The sequence below is a fragment of the Agrobacterium sp. LMR679 genome (assembly GCF_027157905.1).
In the GTDB taxonomy this organism is placed as follows: domain Bacteria; phylum Pseudomonadota; class Alphaproteobacteria; order Rhizobiales; family Rhizobiaceae; genus Agrobacterium; species Agrobacterium leguminum.
In genome coordinates this window covers 2383955-2403357 of record NZ_JAPVOJ010000002.1, presented here as the reverse complement: position 1 = coordinate 2403357, position 19403 = coordinate 2383955, and the positions used below count along the sequence as shown (strand labels likewise).

The 19403-nt window shown below is 61.1% G+C and carries 16 protein-coding genes and 1 pseudogene; 13 read left to right on the top strand and 4 right to left on the bottom strand.

The annotated features are described in order from the left end of the window. Window positions 1-16: 16 nt before the first annotated feature. Window positions 17-1669: an acyl-CoA dehydrogenase family protein gene (locus O3W47_RS22385; RefSeq protein ID WP_020808932.1), complete on the bottom strand. Its 1653-nt coding sequence runs from the start codon at window positions 1667-1669 to the stop codon at window positions 17-19. A gap of 324 nt (window positions 1670-1993) precedes the next feature. On the opposite strand from O3W47_RS22385, the gene O3W47_RS22380 reads away from it, so the two are divergent. From O3W47_RS22380 to dprA, 5 genes are all read left to right on the top strand, one after another. Then, window positions 1994-2425, top strand: coding sequence for a DUF6841 family protein (locus O3W47_RS22380; protein WP_080818742.1), 432 nt, complete (start codon window positions 1994-1996; stop codon window positions 2423-2425). 238 nt (window positions 2426-2663) lie between these two features. Next, the gene (locus O3W47_RS22375) at window positions 2664-3605 is read left to right on the top strand and encodes an aspartate carbamoyltransferase catalytic subunit (protein ID WP_003521487.1); all 942 of its coding nucleotides are present in this window, start codon (window positions 2664-2666) and stop codon (window positions 3603-3605) included. After that, on the top strand, window positions 3602-4894 hold the full coding sequence (locus tag O3W47_RS22370; protein ID WP_137452040.1) for a dihydroorotase: 1293 nt from the start codon (window positions 3602-3604) through the stop codon (window positions 4892-4894). Before O3W47_RS22375 ends, O3W47_RS22370 begins: the two co-directional genes overlap by 4 nt. A gap of 48 nt (window positions 4895-4942) precedes the next feature. Further along, entirely contained in the window at window positions 4943-5560 is a 618-nt protein-coding gene (gene plsY / locus O3W47_RS22365) for a glycerol-3-phosphate 1-O-acyltransferase PlsY (RefSeq protein ID WP_020808929.1), read from the top strand. 20 nt (window positions 5561-5580) lie between these two features. Continuing rightward, the gene (dprA, locus tag O3W47_RS22360) at window positions 5581-6723 is read left to right on the top strand and encodes a DNA-processing protein DprA (protein WP_137452041.1); all 1143 of its coding nucleotides are present in this window, start codon (window positions 5581-5583) and stop codon (window positions 6721-6723) included. Here dprA and O3W47_RS22355 read toward each other — a convergent pair. After that, entirely contained in the window at window positions 6676-6909 is a 234-nt protein-coding gene (locus O3W47_RS22355; RefSeq protein ID WP_003521491.1) for a hypothetical protein, read from the bottom strand. The genes dprA and O3W47_RS22355 overlap by 48 nt on opposite strands. A gap of 258 nt (window positions 6910-7167) precedes the next feature. On the opposite strand from O3W47_RS22355, the gene topA reads away from it, so the two are divergent. The 6 genes and pseudogenes from topA to rpmG all read left to right on the top strand — a co-directional run bounded on the left by topA (window position 7168) and on the right by rpmG (window position 14820). Then, window positions 7168-9852: a type I DNA topoisomerase gene (gene topA, locus O3W47_RS22350; protein ID WP_137003385.1), complete on the top strand. Its 2685-nt coding sequence runs from the start codon at window positions 7168-7170 to the stop codon at window positions 9850-9852. Beyond that, window positions 9849-12203, top strand: coding sequence for a ribonuclease R (rnr, locus tag O3W47_RS22345; RefSeq protein WP_269314616.1), 2355 nt, complete (start codon window positions 9849-9851; stop codon window positions 12201-12203). Before topA ends, rnr begins: the two co-directional genes overlap by 4 nt. Before the next feature lie 44 nt (window positions 12204-12247). Further along, window positions 12248-12691, top strand: a complete 444-nt coding sequence (locus O3W47_RS22340; RefSeq protein WP_059752697.1) for a DUF983 domain-containing protein — start codon at window positions 12248-12250, stop codon at window positions 12689-12691. 62 nt (window positions 12692-12753) lie between these two features. Then, a pseudogene (locus tag O3W47_RS22335) lies at window positions 12754-13379 on the top strand (NUDIX hydrolase). Between the two features lie 17 nt (window positions 13380-13396). After that, window positions 13397-14563 carry an MFS transporter gene (locus O3W47_RS22330; RefSeq protein WP_269314876.1) on the top strand — a complete coding sequence of 389 codons (1167 nt, stop codon included), beginning with the start codon at window positions 13397-13399 and terminating at the stop codon, window positions 14561-14563. Between the two features lie 89 nt (window positions 14564-14652). Beyond that, window positions 14653-14820, top strand: coding sequence for a 50S ribosomal protein L33 (gene rpmG / locus O3W47_RS22325; RefSeq protein ID WP_003496403.1), 168 nt, complete (start codon window positions 14653-14655; stop codon window positions 14818-14820). 896 nt (window positions 14821-15716) lie between these two features. Here the strand turns inward: rpmG and O3W47_RS22320 are convergent. Together O3W47_RS22320 and O3W47_RS22315 are read right to left on the bottom strand one after the other, a co-directional pair. Then, a complete protein-coding gene (locus O3W47_RS22320; protein WP_269314615.1) occupies window positions 15717-17087 on the bottom strand; it encodes a PleD family two-component system response regulator in 1371 nt (456 codons plus the stop codon). A gap of 18 nt (window positions 17088-17105) precedes the next feature. Then, window positions 17106-17477, bottom strand: coding sequence for a response regulator (locus O3W47_RS22315; RefSeq protein ID WP_003521498.1), 372 nt, complete (start codon window positions 17475-17477; stop codon window positions 17106-17108). Between the two features lie 131 nt (window positions 17478-17608). Here O3W47_RS22315 and O3W47_RS22310 point away from each other — a divergent pair, with 131 nt between their 5' ends. Continuing rightward, window positions 17609-17917, top strand: a complete 309-nt coding sequence (locus O3W47_RS22310) for a DUF3572 domain-containing protein (protein ID WP_003521499.1) — start codon at window positions 17609-17611, stop codon at window positions 17915-17917. Between the two features lie 70 nt (window positions 17918-17987). Then, entirely contained in the window at window positions 17988-19271 is a 1284-nt protein-coding gene (locus O3W47_RS22305) for a DNA polymerase IV (protein ID WP_127756132.1), read from the top strand. Window positions 19272-19403 lie beyond the last annotated feature (132 nt).

Here is a 19403-nt window from a genome sequence, read left to right as displayed (position 1 = left end):
CATCCGCAAGCATCGGTCAAGATGCAGGCGGATAAAGAAGATCGATTATATAATTCGGATCGAAGCGGGAATCGAGCATGCCGTAAGTATGCCGCCAGCCGCCTGCGAGACGGGTCTCGAGGAAGGCATCGGCGATCTTGCCGGCACCGAGGCGGCAAAGCTCGGCGGCAGCGGCCGCAAGCGCGAACTGCTCGACCAGCAGGCGGGCCGCTCCCTCGTCACGTTCGGCAAGGGCGATTGCGGCGCGCAGCACGTCGGTGGTCTTTTTGCCGGCTGCCCCGAGATCGCGCTCCAGTGTCTGGAAAACGAGATCGAACAGGTCCTTGCCGCGCTGGAGAACCCGCAGCACATCCAGCGCCATGACGTTGCCGGAGCCTTCCCAGATGGCGTTGACGGGCGCTTCGCGATAGTGGCGGGCAATCGGTCGCTCTTCCACGTAACCGTTGCCGCCAAGGCACTCCATGGCCTCATAGATAAGCGCCGGCGCAATTTTGCAGCACCAGTATTTGACGATGGGCGTCATCACCCGCGCATAGGCGGCCTCGGCCGGATTGTTGCGGGCGGCGTCGAATGCGGTCGCCAGCCGGAAGGAGAGCGCGGTGGCCGCCGCCACATCCAGCGCCATGTCGGCAAGAACGCGCGTCATGATCGGCTGTGTGACCAGCATCTTGCCGAAAACAGAACGGCCGCGGGCATAATGTACGGCTTCGGCAAGCGAGGCGCGCATCATGCCGGCGGAGGCAAGCGCGCAATCGAGCCGCGTCAGCGTCACCATGTCGAGGATTGTACGGATGCCGCTGCCGGGATCGCCCAGCAGATAACCGAAGGCATCGGTGAATTCGACTTCGGCGGATGCGTTGGAGCGATTGCCGAGCTTGTCCTTCAGGCGCTGGAAGTGCAGGCCGTTCTTCGAACCGTCTTCCAGATAACGCGGCACGAGGAAGCAGCCCATGCCGTCGCCCATCTGGGCGAGCATGACGAAACCGTCGCTCATCGGCGCGGACAGGAACCACTTGTGACCGGACAGGCGATAGATGCCCTCTCCCACCCGCTCGGCCGTCGTGCGGTTGGCGCGCACATCCGTGCCGCCCTGCTTTTCCGTCATGCCCATGCCAATGGTGACGGCGGTTTTCTGCAGGGCCGGTTTCTGCGAGGAATCATATTTGCGCGAGAGAATCTTCGGCGCCCATTCCTTCTGCACACGCGGCGAAGCCATAATGGCCGCGACGGAGGCGCTGGTCATGGTCAGCGGGCAAAGATGCCCGGCCTCGAGTTGCGAGGTCAGGTAGAATTTCGTGGCGCGGGCCTTGTGCTCATTGCCGCGCGTATCGGGAGAATTTTCCCAGACGCTGGAATGCAGGCCTGACGACATGGAACGGCGCATCAGCGCATGCCAGGCCGGATGGAACTCCACCTGATCCAGACGCTCGCCGCGCGGGCCGTGGGTATGCAGCTGCGGCACGCCCTGATTGGCCATGCGCGCCAGTTCCTGCGCCTCATGCGACGTGACGTAACGGCCGAGCTGGTCGAACTCGTCCCTCAGATTGCGCGACAGGCCGGAGGTGAGATCAACGATCAGCGGATCGGAACGATAGGCGTTGATACCGGACCAGAGGCTTGGCTGGTTCAGTTCGGCGAGCGTTTCTTCTGTCCGGGAATTCTGGGTCATCCGCTGCTTCTAGCTGTTTTGTACTGGCGTTGCATAGTGGGGTGATATTGCATAATTCCACCCGCAGGAAGCGATTGAGACGATTAAGCCGCCGCTTTCAGCATTTTTCGGGAGTGATCCCGATTTAGGTATCCGGCCCGGCGAATGCCAAACACGTTTCCGGCAAGGTCAACGACAGTCCCCAAAAAAGCCGCGCAGAAGTTGCGGCAACGACCGGCAGGCATGCGGATAAACGCATTCTCCATAATCTGCAGCCTGATGTGGAACCTGCGGCAGGCTTTTTCGGTTGGCGACTTTGCTGAACGGCTGCACAGGGAGGAGACCATGGAGGCCAGCGTAAGAAAGCTCTTCGAGCGATATGAACGATTTTTCAACAGGTCCCTCAAGGGTGACATGGATATGGAGGAGGTCGCCTCCCTCTACGCCTCAGACTTCATCGCCGCCTCCCCCGCCGGGGTGATGACCGGAAAGAACGATGACCACTTGAAGCAGGTCATGATGAAGGGTTACGAGCGCTACCGGACGATCGGAACGAAGGAGATGCGGATACGCGACATCCGTATCTCGCCCATCGATGAACATCATTGCCTTGCCCATGTTGCCTGGACGGCGACCTTTGCCCGCAAACGGCAACCGGATGCCGCAATCGATTTCGATGTTCATTACTTCGTCCAGAGGCTGGACGGAGCGCCGAAAGTTTTCGGCTGGGCGTCAGGCGACGAACAGGCGCTTTTGAAGGAGCATGGCATCGTCTGATGCCTGCGCCTTCCATCGTCAGGCCGTTTGCCCTTGAGGGTTGGGGAAACATCGCCATGTTTTCATTTCAGGAGTTGCGGGCGCTTGCCCCGCGACCATGCAGTCTCTATAGAGCGCAGGACCGAATTCCGCCGCACTCCTGAGGCGTGTTCACAGCGAATGGGAGCGCACGGATCAGCATTCGGGCGTTCCGGGCATTTTCACGGGAAAATGCGGCGCCCGTCAGGAGGCAAACCGCATGGTCTTCTTCCCCCATCGCCATCTCCTCGGCATCAAGGGGCTTTCCCATCAGGATATTACCCTGCTTCTCGACAAAGCCGACGAGGCGGTGAAAATCAGCCGCCAGCGCGAGAAAAAGACCTCGACGCTTCGGGGCCTGACGCAGATCAACCTGTTCTTCGAAGCCTCGACGCGCACGCAGTCCTCCTTCGAGCTTGCCGGAAAGCGTCTCGGCGCAGACGTGATGAACATGTCGGTCGGCAATTCCTCGGTGAAGAAGGGCGAGACGCTGATCGATACGGCGATGACGCTGAACGCCATGCGCCCGGATGTGCTGGTGGTTCGCCACTCCTCCGCCGGTGCGGCCGCGCTGCTCGCGCAAAAGGTCGCCTGCTCCGTCGTCAATGCCGGCGACGGCCAGCATGAGCACCCGACGCAGGCGCTGCTCGACGCGCTGACCATCCGCCGCGCCAAGGGCGAACTGTCCGGCATCACGGTGGCGATCTGCGGCGACGTGCTGCATTCGCGCGTTGCCCGCTCCAACATCATCCTGCTCAACCAGATGGGTGCGCGCGTTCGCGTCGTGGCCCCCGCCACGCTGCTGCCCTCCGGTATCCGCGACATGAGTGTGGAAGTCTTCCACGACATGAAGGAAGGGCTGAAGAATGCCGATGTGGTGATGATGCTGCGCCTGCAGCGCGAGCGCATGTCCGGCTCCTTCGTGCCTTCGGTGCGCGAATATTTCCATTATTACGGCCTCGATGCAGAAAAGCTGAAGGCGGCGAAGGAAGATGCGCTGGTCATGCATCCCGGCCCGATGAACCGCGGCGTGGAAATCGCCTCCGATGTGGCAGATGGTCCGCAGAGCGTGATCGAAAGTCAGGTGGAAATGGGGGTTGCCGTGCGCATGGCGGTCATGGAAACCCTGCTTGTCTCGCAAAATCAGGGTGAGCGCGTATGAGTGCCGTTACCGTTCTCAACAATCTCCGCATCGTCGATCCTTCCCGTGATCTTGACGAGACCGGCAGCGTGATCATCGGCGCCGACGGCACCATTCTCGCGGCCGGCAAGGACGCGCATAATCAGGGCGCTCCCGAAGGGGCGACCGTTCGCGACTGCAAGGGTCTGCTGGCGGTTCCCGGTCTGGTGGACGCCCGTGTTTTCGTTGGCGAACCCGGCGCAGAGCACCGCGAAACCATCGAATCCGCCTCGCGCACGGCAGCGGCCGGCGGCGTCACCAGCATCATCGTCATGCCCGATACCGATCCCGTCATCGATGACATCGCACTGGTCGAATATGTGAAAAAGACGGCGCGCGACAAAGCGCTCGTCAATGTGCATCCCGCAGCAGCACTCACCAAGGGTCTGAACGGCGAGGAAATGACCGAATTCGGCATGTTGAAGGAAGCCGGCGCGGTGGCCTTCACCAATGGCCGCAAGGCGCTTTCCGATACGCTGGTGCTGCGCCGCGCCATGACCTATGCACGCGAACTGGGCGCGGTGATTGCGCTCGAGACGCGCGACAAATATATCGGCGGCGGTGACATGAATGAGGGGCTTTTCGCGAGCTGGCTCGGGCTGTCGGGCGTTCCGAAGGAAGCCGAGATCATTCCGCTGGAGCGCGACCTGCGCATTGCCGGGCTGACACAGGCGATCTACCACGCCGCCAAGATTTCCGTGCCCGAATCGGCAGAAGCGATCCGCGTTGCGCGGCAGCGGGGCGTAAAGGCCACCTGCGGCATCTCGATCAACCATCTGACGCTCAACGAGAACGATATCGGCGAATACCGCACCTTCTTCAAGCTTTCGCCGCCGTTGCGCGCCGAAGACGACCGCAAGGCGATGGTGGAGGCGCTGAAGGACGGCACCATCGACATTATTGTCTCCTCACACGACCCGCAGGATGTCGACACCAAACGGCTGCCGTTTTCGGATGCGGCGAGCGGCGCGGTCGGGCTCGAAACCCTGCTGGCGGCGGCGCTGCGCCTGCACCATAGCGGCGAAGTTCCGCTGATGCGGCTGATCGATGCGCTCTCCACCCGCCCGGCCAAGATTTTCGGACTCGATGCGGGAACGCTGAAGGCGGGCGCGAAGGCCGATATCACGCTGATCGACCTCGACGAGCCATGGCTCGTGGCAAAGGAGCAGCTGGTCTCCAAATCCAAGAACACCCCGTTCGAGGATGCCCGTTTCAGCGGCCGCGCGGTTGCCACTTATGTGGCTGGCAAAGCCGTTCATTCCTTGGCATAAGATCACCAGCAGAGATCACGCGGCCAGCGCGACAGAGGGGACGTTTGAATGAGTGCTTTGACTGACTGGCAGACGGCGCCTGCCCTTCTCGCGCTTTCGGCGCTGATCGGCTATCTGTTCGGTTCCATTCCCTTCGGCCTCATTCTCACCCGCATGGCGGGGCTGGGCGACGTGCGCAAGATCGGCTCCGGCAATATCGGCGCGACCAACGTGCTGCGTACCGGCAACAAGAAGCTCGCCGCCGCAACCCTGCTGCTCGACGCGCTTAAGGGCACGGCGGCGGTGCTGGTCGCCAATGCGCTCTGGGGTTACGAAGCGTCGCTGGTCGCCGGTTTCTTCGCCTTTCTCGGGCACCTGTTTCCGGTTTGGCTCGGCTTCAAGGGCGGCAAGGGTGTGGCGACCTATATCGGCGTGCTCCTGGGGGCCGCACCGCTGATGATGCTGGCCTTTGCGCTCATCTGGCTCGCGACCGCGTTCATTACCCGCTACTCGTCGCTCTCGGCGCTTTTGGCCATGCTGGTCATTCCCGTGGCCCTCTGGGTGCTCGGACCTGAAAAGACAGCGCTGCTGGTGACGCTGCTGAGTGCGATTTCATGGTGGAAGCACCGCGAGAACATCGCGCGCCTGCTGGCGGGCACTGAAAGCAGGATCGGGCAAAAGGGCTGAGACCCATTTAAGGATATGCCATGCCGCATGAGGAAACGACACGGCAGGGCATTGAGCTTTCCGCGCGGCAGCGGGTCGCGTGGCTGAGGCTCATCCGCAGCGACAATATCGGTCCCGTCACCTTCCGCGAACTCATCAATCATTTCGGCAGCGCCGAAAAGGCGCTCGATGCCCTGCCCGAGCTTTCAAGGCGCGGCGGCTCGTCGCGCAGCCCACGCATCGCCACGCAGGCGGAGGCGGAAGGCGAGATCGAGACCGCGGAGAAATTCGGCGCACGTTTCGTCGGCATCGGTGAGCCGGATTACCCGCCTGCCCTGCGGCAGCTGGATGGCGCGCCGCCGCTGATCGCCATGAAAGGATCGGCAGCAACCGCGACAAGACCGAGCGTCGGCATCGTCGGCTCGCGCAACGCCTCCATCAACGGCGCGAAATTCGCCGCCATGCTGGCGCGTGATTGCGGCCGCGCCGGCTATAGCATCGCTTCGGGGCTGGCGCGCGGCATCGATGCGGCCGCACACCGGGCAAGCCTTGCAACCGGCACGGTTGCCATGCTGGCCGGCGGTCTCGACCGCCCCTACCCGCAGGAAAACTTCGGGCTCTTGCAGGAGATATACGATCAGGGCGGCGCGACGATCAGCGAAATGCCCTTCGGTTGGGAACCGCGCGCCCGCGATTTTCCCCGCCGCAACCGATTGATCGCCGGTGTCTCCCTCGGTGTCGTCATCGTCGAGGCGGCGGAGCGCTCCGGTTCGCTGATTACGGCACGGCTTGCCGGGGAAGCGGGCCGGCTGGTTTTCGCCGTGCCCGGCTCCCCGCTGGATGCGCGCTGCGAGGGCACCAACCGGCTGATCAAGGAAGGCGCGATGCTGACCACGGGCGCGGCCGATATTCTGGAGGCGCTGCGGCCGCTGATGGAACCGCAATTGCCTTATGGCCGCAAGATCGAGGAACCGAGATCCGACACCGAGATGTCACCACCGGGGGACGACGAGCGCAGCATCATCGCAGCCGCTCTCGGTCCCTCGCCCGTGGAAACGGACGATATCATCCGTCACACAGGTTTTTCCGCTGCAACCGTTCACCTGGTGCTGCTGGAGCTTGATATTGCCGGACGTCTAAACCGGCATGCCGGGGGGCGTGTGTCGCTCTTCATCGCGGATTGACAGCTTGCGCCGTCCGCTCTGGATATCGCCGACTTCGACATAGGCCATCTCGATCAGATAACACAGCATGTCGGCCCCCTCACGGCTTGCGACCTGCCGCAGCTCCGCCAGCATCTGGCGAATGTAAGCCAAGTTCTCTCTGGTCCCTTCATTATCGGCATTATTGTTTGTTGCGTTGGGGACCATATATCTATCCTGCAAAATTTGCCTGAAACGAAGAGCAATAAGTCGATTCAAATGATGTTGCCCATCATAACCAATTTACCAAAGATTGCAATACAACAATAGATTATCCATAGGTTGCAATCACCTTGAAGCGATAAAATCGGCCTTGCCTCTTGACCCGCGCGCATTACCTGTCCATGTCGAAATATAAAGAAGGCGAATTGCGGCATTGCGCCGTGACCCGGCCACGTTAACGGACCAGTTCCAGAGAAAAACAATATGAATGTCGTCGTTGTAGAATCTCCTGCCAAAGCCAAGACGATCAACAAGTATCTTGGCTCGGGCTACAAGGTTCTTGCATCCTTTGGCCACGTCAGAGACCTTCCTGCCAAGGACGGATCGGTGCTGCCCGACCAGGATTTCGAAATGTCCTGGGAGGTCGACAGCGCATCCGCCAAGCGCATGAAGGATATTGCCGATGCGGTAAAATCCTCCGACGGCCTCATTCTCGCAACCGACCCGGATCGCGAAGGCGAGGCCATTTCCTGGCACGTTCTCGATCTTTTGAAGAAGAAGCGCGTCCTCGGCGACAAGCCGGTAAAACGCGTGGTCTTCAACGCCATCACCAAAAAGGCCGTGCTGGACGCCATGGCGAACCCGCGCGACATCGACGTGCCGCTGGTCGACGCCTATCTCGCCCGCCGCGCGCTGGATTATCTCGTCGGCTTCAACCTGTCGCCGGTGCTGTGGCGCAAGCTGCCCGGCGCGCGTTCCGCCGGCCGCGTTCAGTCGGTTGCACTGCGCCTCGTCTGCGACCGCGAATCCGAGATCGAGCGTTTCGTCTCGGAAGAATACTGGAACATCAGCGCGCTTCTGAAGACACCGCGCGGTGACGAGTTCGAAGCCAAGCTGGTTTCGGCCGATGGCAAGCGCCTGCAAAGCCGCTCGATCAAGACCGGAGACGATGCGAACCGGCTGAAGGCGCTGCTGGAAGGCGCGACCTATGTGGTCGAAAGCGTCGAGGCGAAACCCGTCAAGCGCAATCCCGGCCCGCCCTTCACCACTTCGACGCTGCAGCAGGCGGCCTCCTCGCGCATGGGCTTTTCCGCCTCGCGCACCATGCAGGTGGCGCAGAAGCTTTACGAAGGCATCGACATCGGCGGCGAGACCGTCGGTTTGATCACCTATATGCGTACCGATGGCGTGCAGATGGCCCCGGAAGCGATCGATGCCGCCCGCCGCGCCATTGGCGAGCAGTTCGGCGGCCGTTATGTGCCGGAAAAGGCGCGTTTCTATTCCACCAAAGCCAAAAACGCCCAGGAGGCGCACGAGGCGATCCGCCCGACCGATTTCAATCGCACGCCGGATCAGGTGAAGCGTTACCTCGATCCCGATCAGCTGCGTCTTTATGACCTGATCTGGAAGCGCGGCATAGCGAGCCAGATGGCCTCGGCGGAAATCGAGCGGACCACGGTGGAAATCCTCGCCAGCAATGGCGGCGAAAAGGCTGGCCTGCGCGCCGTCGGCTCTGTCATCCGCTTCGACGGTTTCATCGCCGCCTATACCGACCAGAAGGAAGATGGCGAACAGAGCGATGACGGTGACGACGAAGGTCGTCTGCCGCCGATCAACGAGCGCGAGAACCTCGCCAAGCAGAAGATCAACGCCAGCCAACACTTCACCGAACCGCCGCCGCGTTATTCGGAAGCTTCGCTGATCAAGAAGATGGAAGAACTCGGCATCGGCCGTCCTTCCACCTATGCGGCAACGCTTAAGACGCTGAGCGACCGTGAATATATCGTCGTCGACAAGCGCAAGCTGGTGCCGCATTCGCGCGGCCGGCTGGTGACGGCTTTCCTCGAAAGCTTCTTTACCAAGTACGTCGAATACGACTTCACCGCCGCGCTTGAAGAAAAGCTCGACCGGATTTCCGCCGGCGAACTGGACTGGAAGCAGGTTCTGCGCGATTTCTGGAAGGATTTCTTCGCCCAGATCGAAGACACCAAGGAACTGCGTGTCACCAACGTTCTGGATGCGCTGAACGAGGTTCTGGCGCCGCTGGTCTTCCCCAAGCGCGAGGACGGTTCCGATCCGCGTATCTGTCAGGTTTGCGGCACCGGCAATCTTTCGCTGAAGCTTGGCAAATACGGCGCTTTCGTCGGTTGCTCCAACTATCCGGAATGCAACTACACACGCCAGCTGACCTCGGACGGTTCGGAAGCCGAAGCTGCGGCTTCGAACGAGCCGAAGGCGCTGGGCGCCGATCCTATGACCGGCGAGGAGCTGACGCTACGCTCCGGCCGTTTCGGGCCCTATATCCAGCGTGGCGACGGCAAGGAGGCCAAGCGCTCCTCGCTGCCCAAGGGCTGGAAGCCTGAGGATATCGACCACGAAAAGGCCTTAGCGCTTATCAACCTGCCGCGCGATATCGGCAAGCACCCGGAAACCGGCAAGATGATTTCCGCTGGCCTCGGCCGCTATGGGCCGTTCCTGCTGCATGACGGTTCCTATGCGAATCTCGAAAGCATCGAGGACGTGTTCTCCATCGGCCTCAACCGCGCCGTGACCGTGATTGCCGAAAAGCAGAGCAAGGGACCGGGCCGCGGCCGCAGCGGCACGCCGGCTGCGCTGAAGGAACTGGGCGACCATCCAGATGGCGGCTCGATCACCGTTCGCGACGGGCGTTATGGCGCTTACGTCAACTGGGGCAAGGTCAATGCCACCATTCCGAAGGGTCAGGACCCGGCTTCGGTGACGCTGGACGAGGCGCTGGTGCTGATCGCCGAGCGCATCGCCAAGACCGGCACCGGCGGCAAGCCTGCCAAGGGCAGGAAGACGGCTGCCAAGAAGGCCGATGGTGACGCCGCAGCAAAGCCGAAGGCGACCAAGGCCAAGGCGGCAACGAAGAGCAAGACGGCCGCCAAGCCGAAGGCAGCGGCCAAACCCAAGAAGGCAGCAGAGTGAGCAAAGCGCCGCGTCAGAGACAGGGTTCAGCCAGCGACGGTTTCGGACGCACCGGGCGCGGCAAGCGGGTCAGTGAAGGTGAAGGCATCATCCATGGCGAGGTGCCTTCCCGCGAGGTGCTGCTGAAATTCATCGCCGACCATCCGCAACAGGCTTCCAAGCGGGAAATCGCCAAGGCTTTCGGGCTGAAGGGTGAAAACCGCGTCGTTCTCAAAGCGCTGCTGAAAGAGCTTGAAACCGACGGCATGGTGCAGAAGAGCCGCAAGTCGCTGACGCGGCCGGGCGGCCTGCCGCCGGTCACGGTTCTCGATATCACCACCCGCGACAAGGACGGCGAATTGATCGGTCGCCCGGCCGAATGGCCGGAGGATATGGGTGCGGCGCCGGCCGTGCTCATCCGCCAGTCATCGCAGGATCGCGGCAAGAAGGCACCGGCCGCTGGTCTCGGCGACCGCATTCTGGCGAAAATCTTCCCCTCCAAGGAAAGCTCCGGCCCGGCCTATACGGCCCGCGTCGTCAAGCTGATCGACCGCCGCCAGAACGCGCTGCTCGGCGTGTTCAAGGAGACGGCAGGCGGCGGTGGACGCCTGATGCCGATCGACCGGCGCGGCGAAGAAATGGTCATCGACCCCGATGGCGTCGGCGATGCGAAAGACGGCGACCTGATCGAGGTGGAAACCTCGCGCAATAGCGGCCGTTACGGGCTGGCGCGCGCCAAGGTGCTATCGGTCATCGGCTCGGTGGCCTCGGAAAAGGCGATCTCGATGATCGCGATCCATTCCCACGGCATTCCGCACATCTTCCCCTCGAACGTTCTGGCCGAGGCGGATGCCGCCAAGGCGGCCAGCATGTCGCACCGCGAGGACTGGCGCGACCTGCCACTCATCACCATCGATCCGGCCGACGCCAAGGACCATGACGACGCGGTCTATGCCGAGCCCGACACGTCGCCCGACAATCCTGACGGTGTCATCGTCACCGTCGCCATTGCCGATGTCTCCTGGTATGTGCGTTCCGGTTCGCCGCTGGACCGCGAAGCGCTGAAGCGCGGCAACTCCGTCTATTTCCCCGACCGCGTCGTGCCGATGCTGCCGGAGCGCATTTCCAACGATCTCTGCTCGCTGAAGGAAGGCGTCGACCGCCCTGCCCTTGCGGTGCGGATGATCTTTTCGAAGGAAGGCCGCAAGGCCGGCCACACCTTCCACCGCATCATGATGAAGAGCGCTGCCAAGCTCTCCTATCAACAGGCACAGGCCGCCATCGATGGACGGCCGGACGACAAGACCGGCCCGCTGCTGGAACCGATCCTTAAGCCGCTATGGCACGCCTATGCGGTGATGAAGCGCGGCCGCGACCGCCGCCAGCCGCTGGAACTCGACATGCCGGAGCGCAAGATTCAGCTCAGGCCCGACGGTACGGTGGACAAGGTCGTCATTCCCGAGCGCCTCGACGCGCATAAGCTGATCGAGGAAATGATGATCCAGGCGAATGTCGCCGCTGCAGAAACGCTGGAGAAGAAGAAGCAGCCGCTGGTCTATCGCGTCCACGATGCGCCCACGCTCTCCAAGCAGGAGGTGCTGCGCGAATTCCTCGGCACCATCGGCATTTCAATGGCCAAGGGCGCGGCGATGCGCGCCAATTCCTTCAACGGCATTCTGGCCCGCGCACTCGATACACCGCACCAGATCATGGTCAACGAGATGGTGCTGCGCAGCCAGAGCCAGGCAATCTACAGCCCGGAGAATATCGGCCATTTTGGCCTCAACCTGATGAAATATGCGCATTTCACCTCGCCGATCCGCCGTTATGCCGACCTCATCGTGCATCGCGCGCTGGTGGGGTCGCTTGGCCTCGGCGAGGGCGGCATCACGCCGCAGGAAGAGGCGACGCTGGACGATATCGCCGCCGAAATCTCGACCTTCGAGCGCCGCGCCATGGCTGCCGAACGCGACACCATCAACCGGCTGATCGCGCATCATCTCTCCGAGCGGGTGGGCGAAGAATTCGAGGGCCGCGTCTCCGGTGTCACCAAGGCGGGACTTTTTGTCGCGCTTCCGCAATTTGGCGCTGACGGCTTTGTTCCTATATCTACACTCGGAACCGACTATTTCCTTTACGATGAGGCCCATCAGGCCCTGACAGGAGAAAAGACGGGCCTCGGATACCAGCTTGGCGACACGGTTCAGGTGCGGCTTGCGGAAGCGGTGCCTTTGGCAGGCGCGCTTCGTTTCGATATGCTGAGCCCGGGGCGCAAGATGCCGGTCGGCACGCGCTCGTTCCACAAGGCAGGCCGGCGGACATCGCGTCCTGCCGCAAAGCCCGGAACGCGGCCGCCCAGAAGGCGACGATAACAAGGCCGCGTCAGGCGGTTGAAAAACGGGAGAAGGACTTAAGGATGAGTGCACATCAGGGCTCGGAAACAGTCACCTTCGGAGACGATAGCGCGGAACGGCCGCTTGGCCGCTCGATTATGCGGGGAATGGCCAATCGCTGTCCCGCGTGCGGCAGCGGACGCCTGTTCCGGGCCTTTCTGAAGCCGGTGGACGCCTGTGCCGCCTGCGGCGAAGAAATGCACCACCACCGGTCCGATGACCTGCCGCCCTATATTTCCATCGTCATCATCGGCCATATCGCCGTCGGCGGTTTCATGATGACCGATATGGTGTTTTCCGTTCCCATGTGGGTGCATTTCGCCATCTGGGTGCCGATCACCATTCTCGCCGCACTTTTGACGCTGCAACCCATCAAGGGCGGTGTCATCGGCCTGCAATGGGCGCTGAAGATGCACGGCTTCGACCGAAAACAGCAAAAAGCGCAGATCGACGGCTCGTCTCACTGACGGCGGGCGGGACTTTGCACATGCCTCAGCTTCCCCGGCGTGCCGAAACGGCGAGCGCGCCCATGCGGCCGCGCGACGCCGCCTCCATCATTCTGTTCGACCGTTCCGGCTCGCAGCTCAGGGTGCTGATGGGACAGCGCAGCAGCGCCCATGTCTTCATGCCGGGCGCTTATGTGTTTCCCGGCGGCAAACGCGATCCGCGCGACCATGCGCTGCCCTTTTCGGGCGATCTGCATCCCGCCGTCCTCCACAGCCTCACCGCCTCCGCAGCGCGGCGGCTCAGCGCTGCCGGCGCAAGGGCACTGGCGCTCGCCGCCGCGCGCAGCTTTTCGAGGAAACCGGGGTGGATCTCGGCTTGAGCACCAGGGGTCCCGATCTTTCCCGCTTCCGATATGTGGCGCGCGCCATCACCCCACCCGGCAATGTGCGGCGCTACGACACGCGATTCTTCTGCTGTTATGCCGACGAATTGCGGCTGGATACCCGGCTAACCCGTGATTCCGAGGAGTTGCACAATGTGCAATGGCTTGACATGACAGACCTTTCCGGTCTGAACATGCCGAAAATCACGCGCACGGTTCTCGAAGATGTCACAAAACTCATGATAGGTGATCCCTCATTGCCCTTTGAAAGCCCCGCGCGGCTCTATGTCACGCGCCACGGCCGGTTCATTCGAGACTTTGTATAAAGGCCGTCATGTCACAAATGAAATGCGAAGAAGCGGACGCCATTCACTGGCCCTCACTGATCGCCGCCATTTCCGCCATCAGTGCGGTCGGTGTCGCCATCGGCCTTGGCCTTCCGCTCCTGTCGATCATCCTTGAGAAGCGCGGCATCTCTTCCACCATGATCGGGGTGAATTCGGCCATGGCCGGCGTCGCGGCGATGATGGCGGCCCCCGTGACCACCAAGATCGCCCATGATTTCGGCGTGGCGCGAACCATGCTGTTCGCAGTCGTCGTTTCGGCGCTGAGCGCGCTCGGTTTTTATTTCGCCGAGGCCTTCTGGATGTGGTTTCCGCTGCGAATCGTTTTCCACGGCGCCACCACCACGCTTTTCATTCTCTCCGAATACTGGATCAACATGACCGCGCCGCCCAGGAAGCGCGGCATGGTTCTCGGCATCTACGCCACCGGCCTTGCGGTCGGCTTCGCGGTCGGTCCGCTGCTGTTTTCCGTGGTCGGCAGCGAAGGCATATTGCCGTTTCTGGTCGGTGCGGCGATCATCCTGCTCGCAGCGATCCCGATCTTCATGGCGCGCGGCGAAAGCCCGGAGCTGGACGAACGGCCCAACCACCATTTCGTCCGTTATGTCTGGCTGGTGCCCATGGCGTCCGCGGCGGCCTTCGTCTTCGGTTCGGTGCAGGCCGGCGGCCTTTCGCTGTTTCCGATCTATGCGACGCGGGAAGGCTTCAACGGATCGCAGGCGGCACTTCTCCTCACCGTGATGGGCATCGGCAATATGGTCTTCCAGATACCGATCGGCCTGCTTTCGGACCGGATGAAGGACCGGCGGACGATGCTGGGGCTGATGGCCTTTGCCGGCGTCTGCGGCACGCTGGCGCTGCCTTTCCTGGTGGAAAGCTGGCTTCTGGTGGCGGCCCTGCTGCTGTTCTGGGGCGGGCTGGTCTCGGGCATGTATACTGTCGGCCTCACCCATCTCGGATCGCGCCTGAAGGGCGCCGATCTGGTCGCCGCCAATGCCGCCTTCATCTTCTGTTACGCCATGGGCACGATTGCGGGGCCGCAGGCCGTGGGCATTTCAATGGACCTTGCCGGAACCGATGGCTTTGCCTGGTCGCTGGCGGTATTTTTCGGGCTTTACGTGGTGCTTTATATCGTCCGTTTTGTTTTCCGGGCAAAACAGGCTTGACTTTTCAGGCGCGATACGTAGTTTCGCGCCAGATTTAGCCGAGGTGAGAAGCGCCTGCGGCTTCTCTTTTGTTTAAAGGCAGGACGACCATGGCGAAAGCTACAACAATCAAGATCAAGCTGCTGTCGACAGCCGACACCGGTACCTTTTACGTCACCACCAAGAACAGCCGTACGTTCACGGACAAGATGACGAAGACGAAGTATGACCCGGTTGTACGCAAGCACGTTGAATTCAAGGAAACCAAGATCAAGTAATTTCTTGATCGGTCTCCGACAAAAGCGCGCCCAACGGGCGCGTTTTTTGTTTGTGCCGAAGGAAGAGGCTGCCACCAGCCTTGTCGCGCCCAGAGGCTTTGCAGGCGGCCAATAAGGCCCCGCCTCCCCGCTGCCCCCGGAAATCGCCGCCGTCACCGGCAAAGCGCGCGAGTAGCTATGGGTAAGTCCGACGATATGGCCTGACGCCCCATCCGCAGCCGCAATCATTCAGATGCTCGGAAAAAGTATCCCAAGGGCTACGCATCCGCCCCTGCCCCGTATCACAACCTCGCACATGACGTGAACGAAGACGACCGCACAAGCCGCTACGCTGCGACACGCGCACCACGAATAGGCATTTTTCGGGAAGAAGGCGGTCGGCCAACGATGCGATTACGGCACGAGGAACCGATTCGGACATCGTCAGCCGACCGACCCCACGATTCAGGAGATGCGGCGGACCTGAGCATCATGGGGCATTCAAACTACGCAATACCAGCCCCTGACGAGCGAAATCGCGACGGCTAAAGCCGCTATCATTCATCATCACAAGACGGATAAACCGCCGGAAGAACTGTTACTCTCAATAGGGAGTGTGCGCAGAAGTAAAATAAAAATCAACAAATTCTTAAGCCAGAGATACATCACCTGGGAAACATGGTTAAGTATACAAAGCTGGCACACTATAGTTGCCGGAGAGATTGAATTCAACGTATTTTTCAACTTGAACTCTATTTATATCGCCAATCTGCATCTTTTCATTGCAAAGCGATAAAATACGTCCAAGGTCAATGCCTTGCAGTCTTGCGACGGCCGCCCCGTATTCCCGAACAACTATTTCGCCGGGATATGACGGAGAGATTGCGCAATATTCTTATGCAATCCGCCGCTGACGCTCAGGCAGCGGCAGCAACGACGCGGTTGCGGCCGGCGTGTTTCGCCTCGTAGAGCGCCTTGTCCGCCTGCTTCAGGATTTCGTCCGGCGCGCCGAAGGCGCTGCTGCTGGTGGCGATGCCGAGGGAGGCGGTGATGCTCAATTCCCGGTCGATGGAACGAACATAAAAAGGCTTGTCCTCGACTATCGCCCGCAGGCGCTCGGCGACGCTTGCCGCAAGCTCCATCGGCGTATCGGGCATGACGACGACGAACTCCTCCCCGCCATAACGGCAGGCGAGATCCGCGCCGCGCACCGTGCTGCGGATGCGTGCTGCAAATTCCCGCAGCACCTCATCGCCGACATCGTGGCCATAGGTATCGTTGACCAGCTTGAAGCGGTCTATATCCGTCATGCAGATTGAGATCGGACGGCCGCGAACGGCAGCACGGTCGAAGAGTATCTTGAGGTGGTTGTCGAGATAACGGCGATTGTTGAGGCCGGTCAGCCCGTCGACAATGGCGAGTTCCATCGTATGCTGGAGATTGAGCCGCAGATGTTCGTTGTAGCGCTTGCGCCTGATCTGCGTCAGCGACCGGGCGACGAGTTCGTTCGGATCGATCGGGCGGAGAATGTAATCATTCACACCGAGATCGAGCGCCCGCGCCACCATATCGTCCGCCCCCTGTTCCGCCACCAGAAGCAGCGGCAGGAAACGGGTGCGTTCCAGCGAGCGAAGCTGCGAGCACAGCCGCAGCGGATCGTAATTCTCGAAATTAGAGTTGACGATGACGAGTTCGAACGGATTGCCCGCGGCCTTGAGCAGCGCCGCCTGCGGCTCGGTGACGGCATCGACCTCGGCAACGGGCTTCAGCGCCCGCACGATACGTTCCTGCGAGCTGGCGCGGCCATCCGCAACCAGCACGCGGCCGGGCGTCTGCATCAGGCCATCGCTGCGCAGCATCTCCTCGATGCCGATCTGCCGTGCGGTTTCGGCGCGCAGCCGCAATTCGTCGCTGACGGCCTTGAGGCGCACGAGGCTTTTGACACGGGCGATGAGTTGAAGGTCATTGACCGGCTTGGTGAGAAAATCGTCGGCGCCGGCCTTGAGGCCGCGCACGCGGTCTGACGGCTGATCGAGTGCCGTGACCATAACCACCGGAATATGTGCGGTATTCGGATTGGCCTTCAGCCTTTCGCAGACCTCGAAGCCGTCCATGCCCGGCATCATGATATCGAGCAGGATGATATCGACCTGCTCCTCGTCACAGATCGCCAGCGCCTTGAAACCATCCTCGGCGGTGACGACATCGAAATATTCCGCCAGAAGACGGGCTTCCAGAAGCTTCACATTGGCCGGAATATCGTCAACAACCAGAACTCTCGCCGTCATAACCGTTCCCCAGTCGCCTCACGCATCGCCCAGATAAGTCTTGATGACTTCGATGAACTTCGGAACGGAAATCGGCTTCGACACATAGGCCTCGCATCCGCCCTGGCGAATGCGTTCCTCGTCGCCCTTCATGGCGAAAGCCGTGACCGCGATGACCGGAATGACATGCAGCTCGTCATCTTCCTTCAGCCACTTCGTCACCTCCAGCCCCGAGACTTCCGGCAGCTGGATATCCATGAGGATGAGGTCCGGGCGGTGCTTGCGGGCGAGATCGAGCGCCTCCATGCCGTTGCGCGTCTGAATCGTCGTATAACCGGACGCCTCGATCAGGTCGCGAAAGAGCTTCATGTTCAGCTCGTTGTCTTCGACTATCATGACCTGCTTGGGCATGGTGAGCAGTCCCCGTTTCGCTTTGAAACCTTCATCCAGACATATAAGTTGCCAGAGAACCGATTCCATCGTCCATTTGTTGCGCAAGGCTAGAGGGATTTGGTTTCAAAATAGGTAACTTCGGGGAAGAAATGCTGCGCGATACGAAAAACAAAGGCAATGCCGGCCAGGATCCGCAAGAAACGGCAGCCGCCATACTTGGCTGGCTGGCAAACGAACCGGAAATGCTGGCGCGTTTTCTGGCGCTGAGCGGGTTGCAGGCCAATATGCTGCGCCAGGCCGTCAACGATCCCGGCTTTCTTGCCGGCCTCACCGATTTTCTGATGAGCCATGAACCGGACCTGATGGCGTTTTGCGCCGCGACCGATACTTCACCCGAAACAGTGGCGGCCGCATGGCATCACTTTTCCGGGCCGGGGCTGGATTCAGGCGTGTATTGACGGGTCGCCCCCTTGAGCCGTTGTCACGGCCGGAGTATGGTCGGCAACGTTCTGGTTTTGTTTTCGGCCCATGTTCACGTCGCAACCCTATGATCCCGGTTTTTGCCGCGACTGTCTGGCCGGCCAGCCAGAGGGGCTGAGGCGTTGCCGCGCCTGTGGCAGCCCGCGCCTTGTTTATCATGCCGAACTCTACGATCTGAGCATCGCCCATATCGACTGCGACGCTTTTTATGCTTCCGTTGAAAAACGGGACAATCCCGAGCTTGCCGACAAGCCTGTGATCGTTGGCGGCGGCAAGCGCGGGGTGGTTTCCACCGCCTGCTATATCGCCCGCATTCACGGCGTGCGTTCCGCCATGCCCATGTTCAAGGCGCTGGAAGCCTGTCCTGACGCAATCGTCATCAAGCCGGATATGGAAAAATATAGCCGTGTCGGGCGTGAAATCCGGGCGATGATGCAGGAATTGACGCCGCTGGTGCAGCCGCTTTCCATAGACGAGGCGTTTCTCGATCTTTCCGGCACCGAGAAGCTGCATCACGATCCACCGGCCCGTGTGCTGGCGAAATTCGCCCGGCGCGTGGAAAAGGAAGTGGGCGTGACCGTTTCAGCCGGGCTTTCCTATTGCAAATTTCTCGCCAAGGTCGCGTCCGACCTGCAAAAGCCGCGCGGCTTTTCAGTGATCGGCGAAACGGAGGCGCTGTCCTTTCTGGCGACACGACCGGTTACCACCATCTGGGGCGTGGGCAAGGCCTTTGCGGCGACGCTGGAGGCGGACGGTATCCGCATGATCGCGCAGCTGCAGGAGATGGAGGAAAGCGAGCTGATGCGCCGTTATGGCGTGATGGGACAACGCCTCTTCCGGCTCTCGCGCGGCATTGACGAGCGGCATGTGCACAATAACGACCCCGTCAAAAGCGTCTCTTCCGAAACCACCTTCTTCAACGATATTTCCCGCCATGAGGATCTGGTGCCGATCCTGCGCTCGCTTTCCGAAAAGGTTGCCTGGCGACTGAAGAAGAGCGGCATTGCCGGCCAGACGGTGGTGCTGAAGATGAAGACGGCGGACTTCAAGAGCCGCACCCGCAACCGCAGGCTGGACGACCCCACCCAGCTTGCCGACCGAATTTTCCGCACCGGCCTCTCGCTGCTGGAAAAGGAAACGGACGGCACCAAATTCCGCCTCATCGGCATCGGCGTCAGCGATCTGCGCGATGCGGGCCTCGCCGATCCGCCCGATCTCGTCGACAAACAGGCGGGGCGCCGGGCGGCGGCGGAAGCGGCGATGGACAAGCTGCGCGACAAGTTCGGCAAGGGCAGCGTCGAGACGGGCTATACGTTCGGAACGCGCAAATAACAGTTGCGGGATTGTGCGACAGGTCGCGCAATCCTGTCCTAGCCGCCTCGCACCGGATATATTTTAGATTTTACACAAATTAGTGATGTTGCGGTCGCCCCGCCCTTAAACTTCATTAAACTTCGCATGATT

What these genes read in the sequence shown, in the direction of transcription:
- O3W47_RS22385 (WP_020808932.1), bottom strand. Translation starts at nt 1,669, where the DNA reads ATGACCCAGAATTCCCGGACAGAAGAAACGCTCGCCGAACTGAACCAG.
- O3W47_RS22380 (WP_080818742.1), top strand. Translation starts at nt 1,994, where the DNA reads ATGGAGGCCAGCGTAAGAAAGCTCTTCGAGCGATATGAACGATTTTTC.
- O3W47_RS22375 (WP_003521487.1), top strand. Translation starts at nt 2,664, where the DNA reads ATGGTCTTCTTCCCCCATCGCCATCTCCTCGGCATCAAGGGGCTTTCC.
- O3W47_RS22370 (WP_137452040.1), top strand. Translation starts at nt 3,602, where the DNA reads ATGAGTGCCGTTACCGTTCTCAACAATCTCCGCATCGTCGATCCTTCC.
- plsY (WP_020808929.1), top strand. Translation starts at nt 4,943, where the DNA reads ATGAGTGCTTTGACTGACTGGCAGACGGCGCCTGCCCTTCTCGCGCTT.
- dprA (WP_137452041.1), top strand. Translation starts at nt 5,581, where the DNA reads ATGCCGCATGAGGAAACGACACGGCAGGGCATTGAGCTTTCCGCGCGG.
- O3W47_RS22355 (WP_003521491.1), bottom strand. Translation starts at nt 6,909, where the DNA reads ATGGTCCCCAACGCAACAAACAATAATGCCGATAATGAAGGGACCAGA.
- topA (WP_137003385.1), top strand. Translation starts at nt 7,168, where the DNA reads ATGAATGTCGTCGTTGTAGAATCTCCTGCCAAAGCCAAGACGATCAAC.
- O3W47_RS22340 (WP_059752697.1), top strand. Translation starts at nt 12,248, where the DNA reads ATGAGTGCACATCAGGGCTCGGAAACAGTCACCTTCGGAGACGATAGC.
- O3W47_RS22330 (WP_269314876.1), top strand. Translation starts at nt 13,397, where the DNA reads ATGAAATGCGAAGAAGCGGACGCCATTCACTGGCCCTCACTGATCGCC.
- rpmG (WP_003496403.1), top strand. Translation starts at nt 14,653, where the DNA reads ATGGCGAAAGCTACAACAATCAAGATCAAGCTGCTGTCGACAGCCGAC.
- O3W47_RS22320 (WP_269314615.1), bottom strand. Translation starts at nt 17,087, where the DNA reads ATGACGGCGAGAGTTCTGGTTGTTGACGATATTCCGGCCAATGTGAAG.
- O3W47_RS22315 (WP_003521498.1), bottom strand. Translation starts at nt 17,477, where the DNA reads ATGCCCAAGCAGGTCATGATAGTCGAAGACAACGAGCTGAACATGAAG.
- O3W47_RS22310 (WP_003521499.1), top strand. Translation starts at nt 17,609, where the DNA reads ATGCTGCGCGATACGAAAAACAAAGGCAATGCCGGCCAGGATCCGCAA.
- O3W47_RS22305 (WP_127756132.1), top strand. Translation starts at nt 17,988, where the DNA reads ATGTTCACGTCGCAACCCTATGATCCCGGTTTTTGCCGCGACTGTCTG.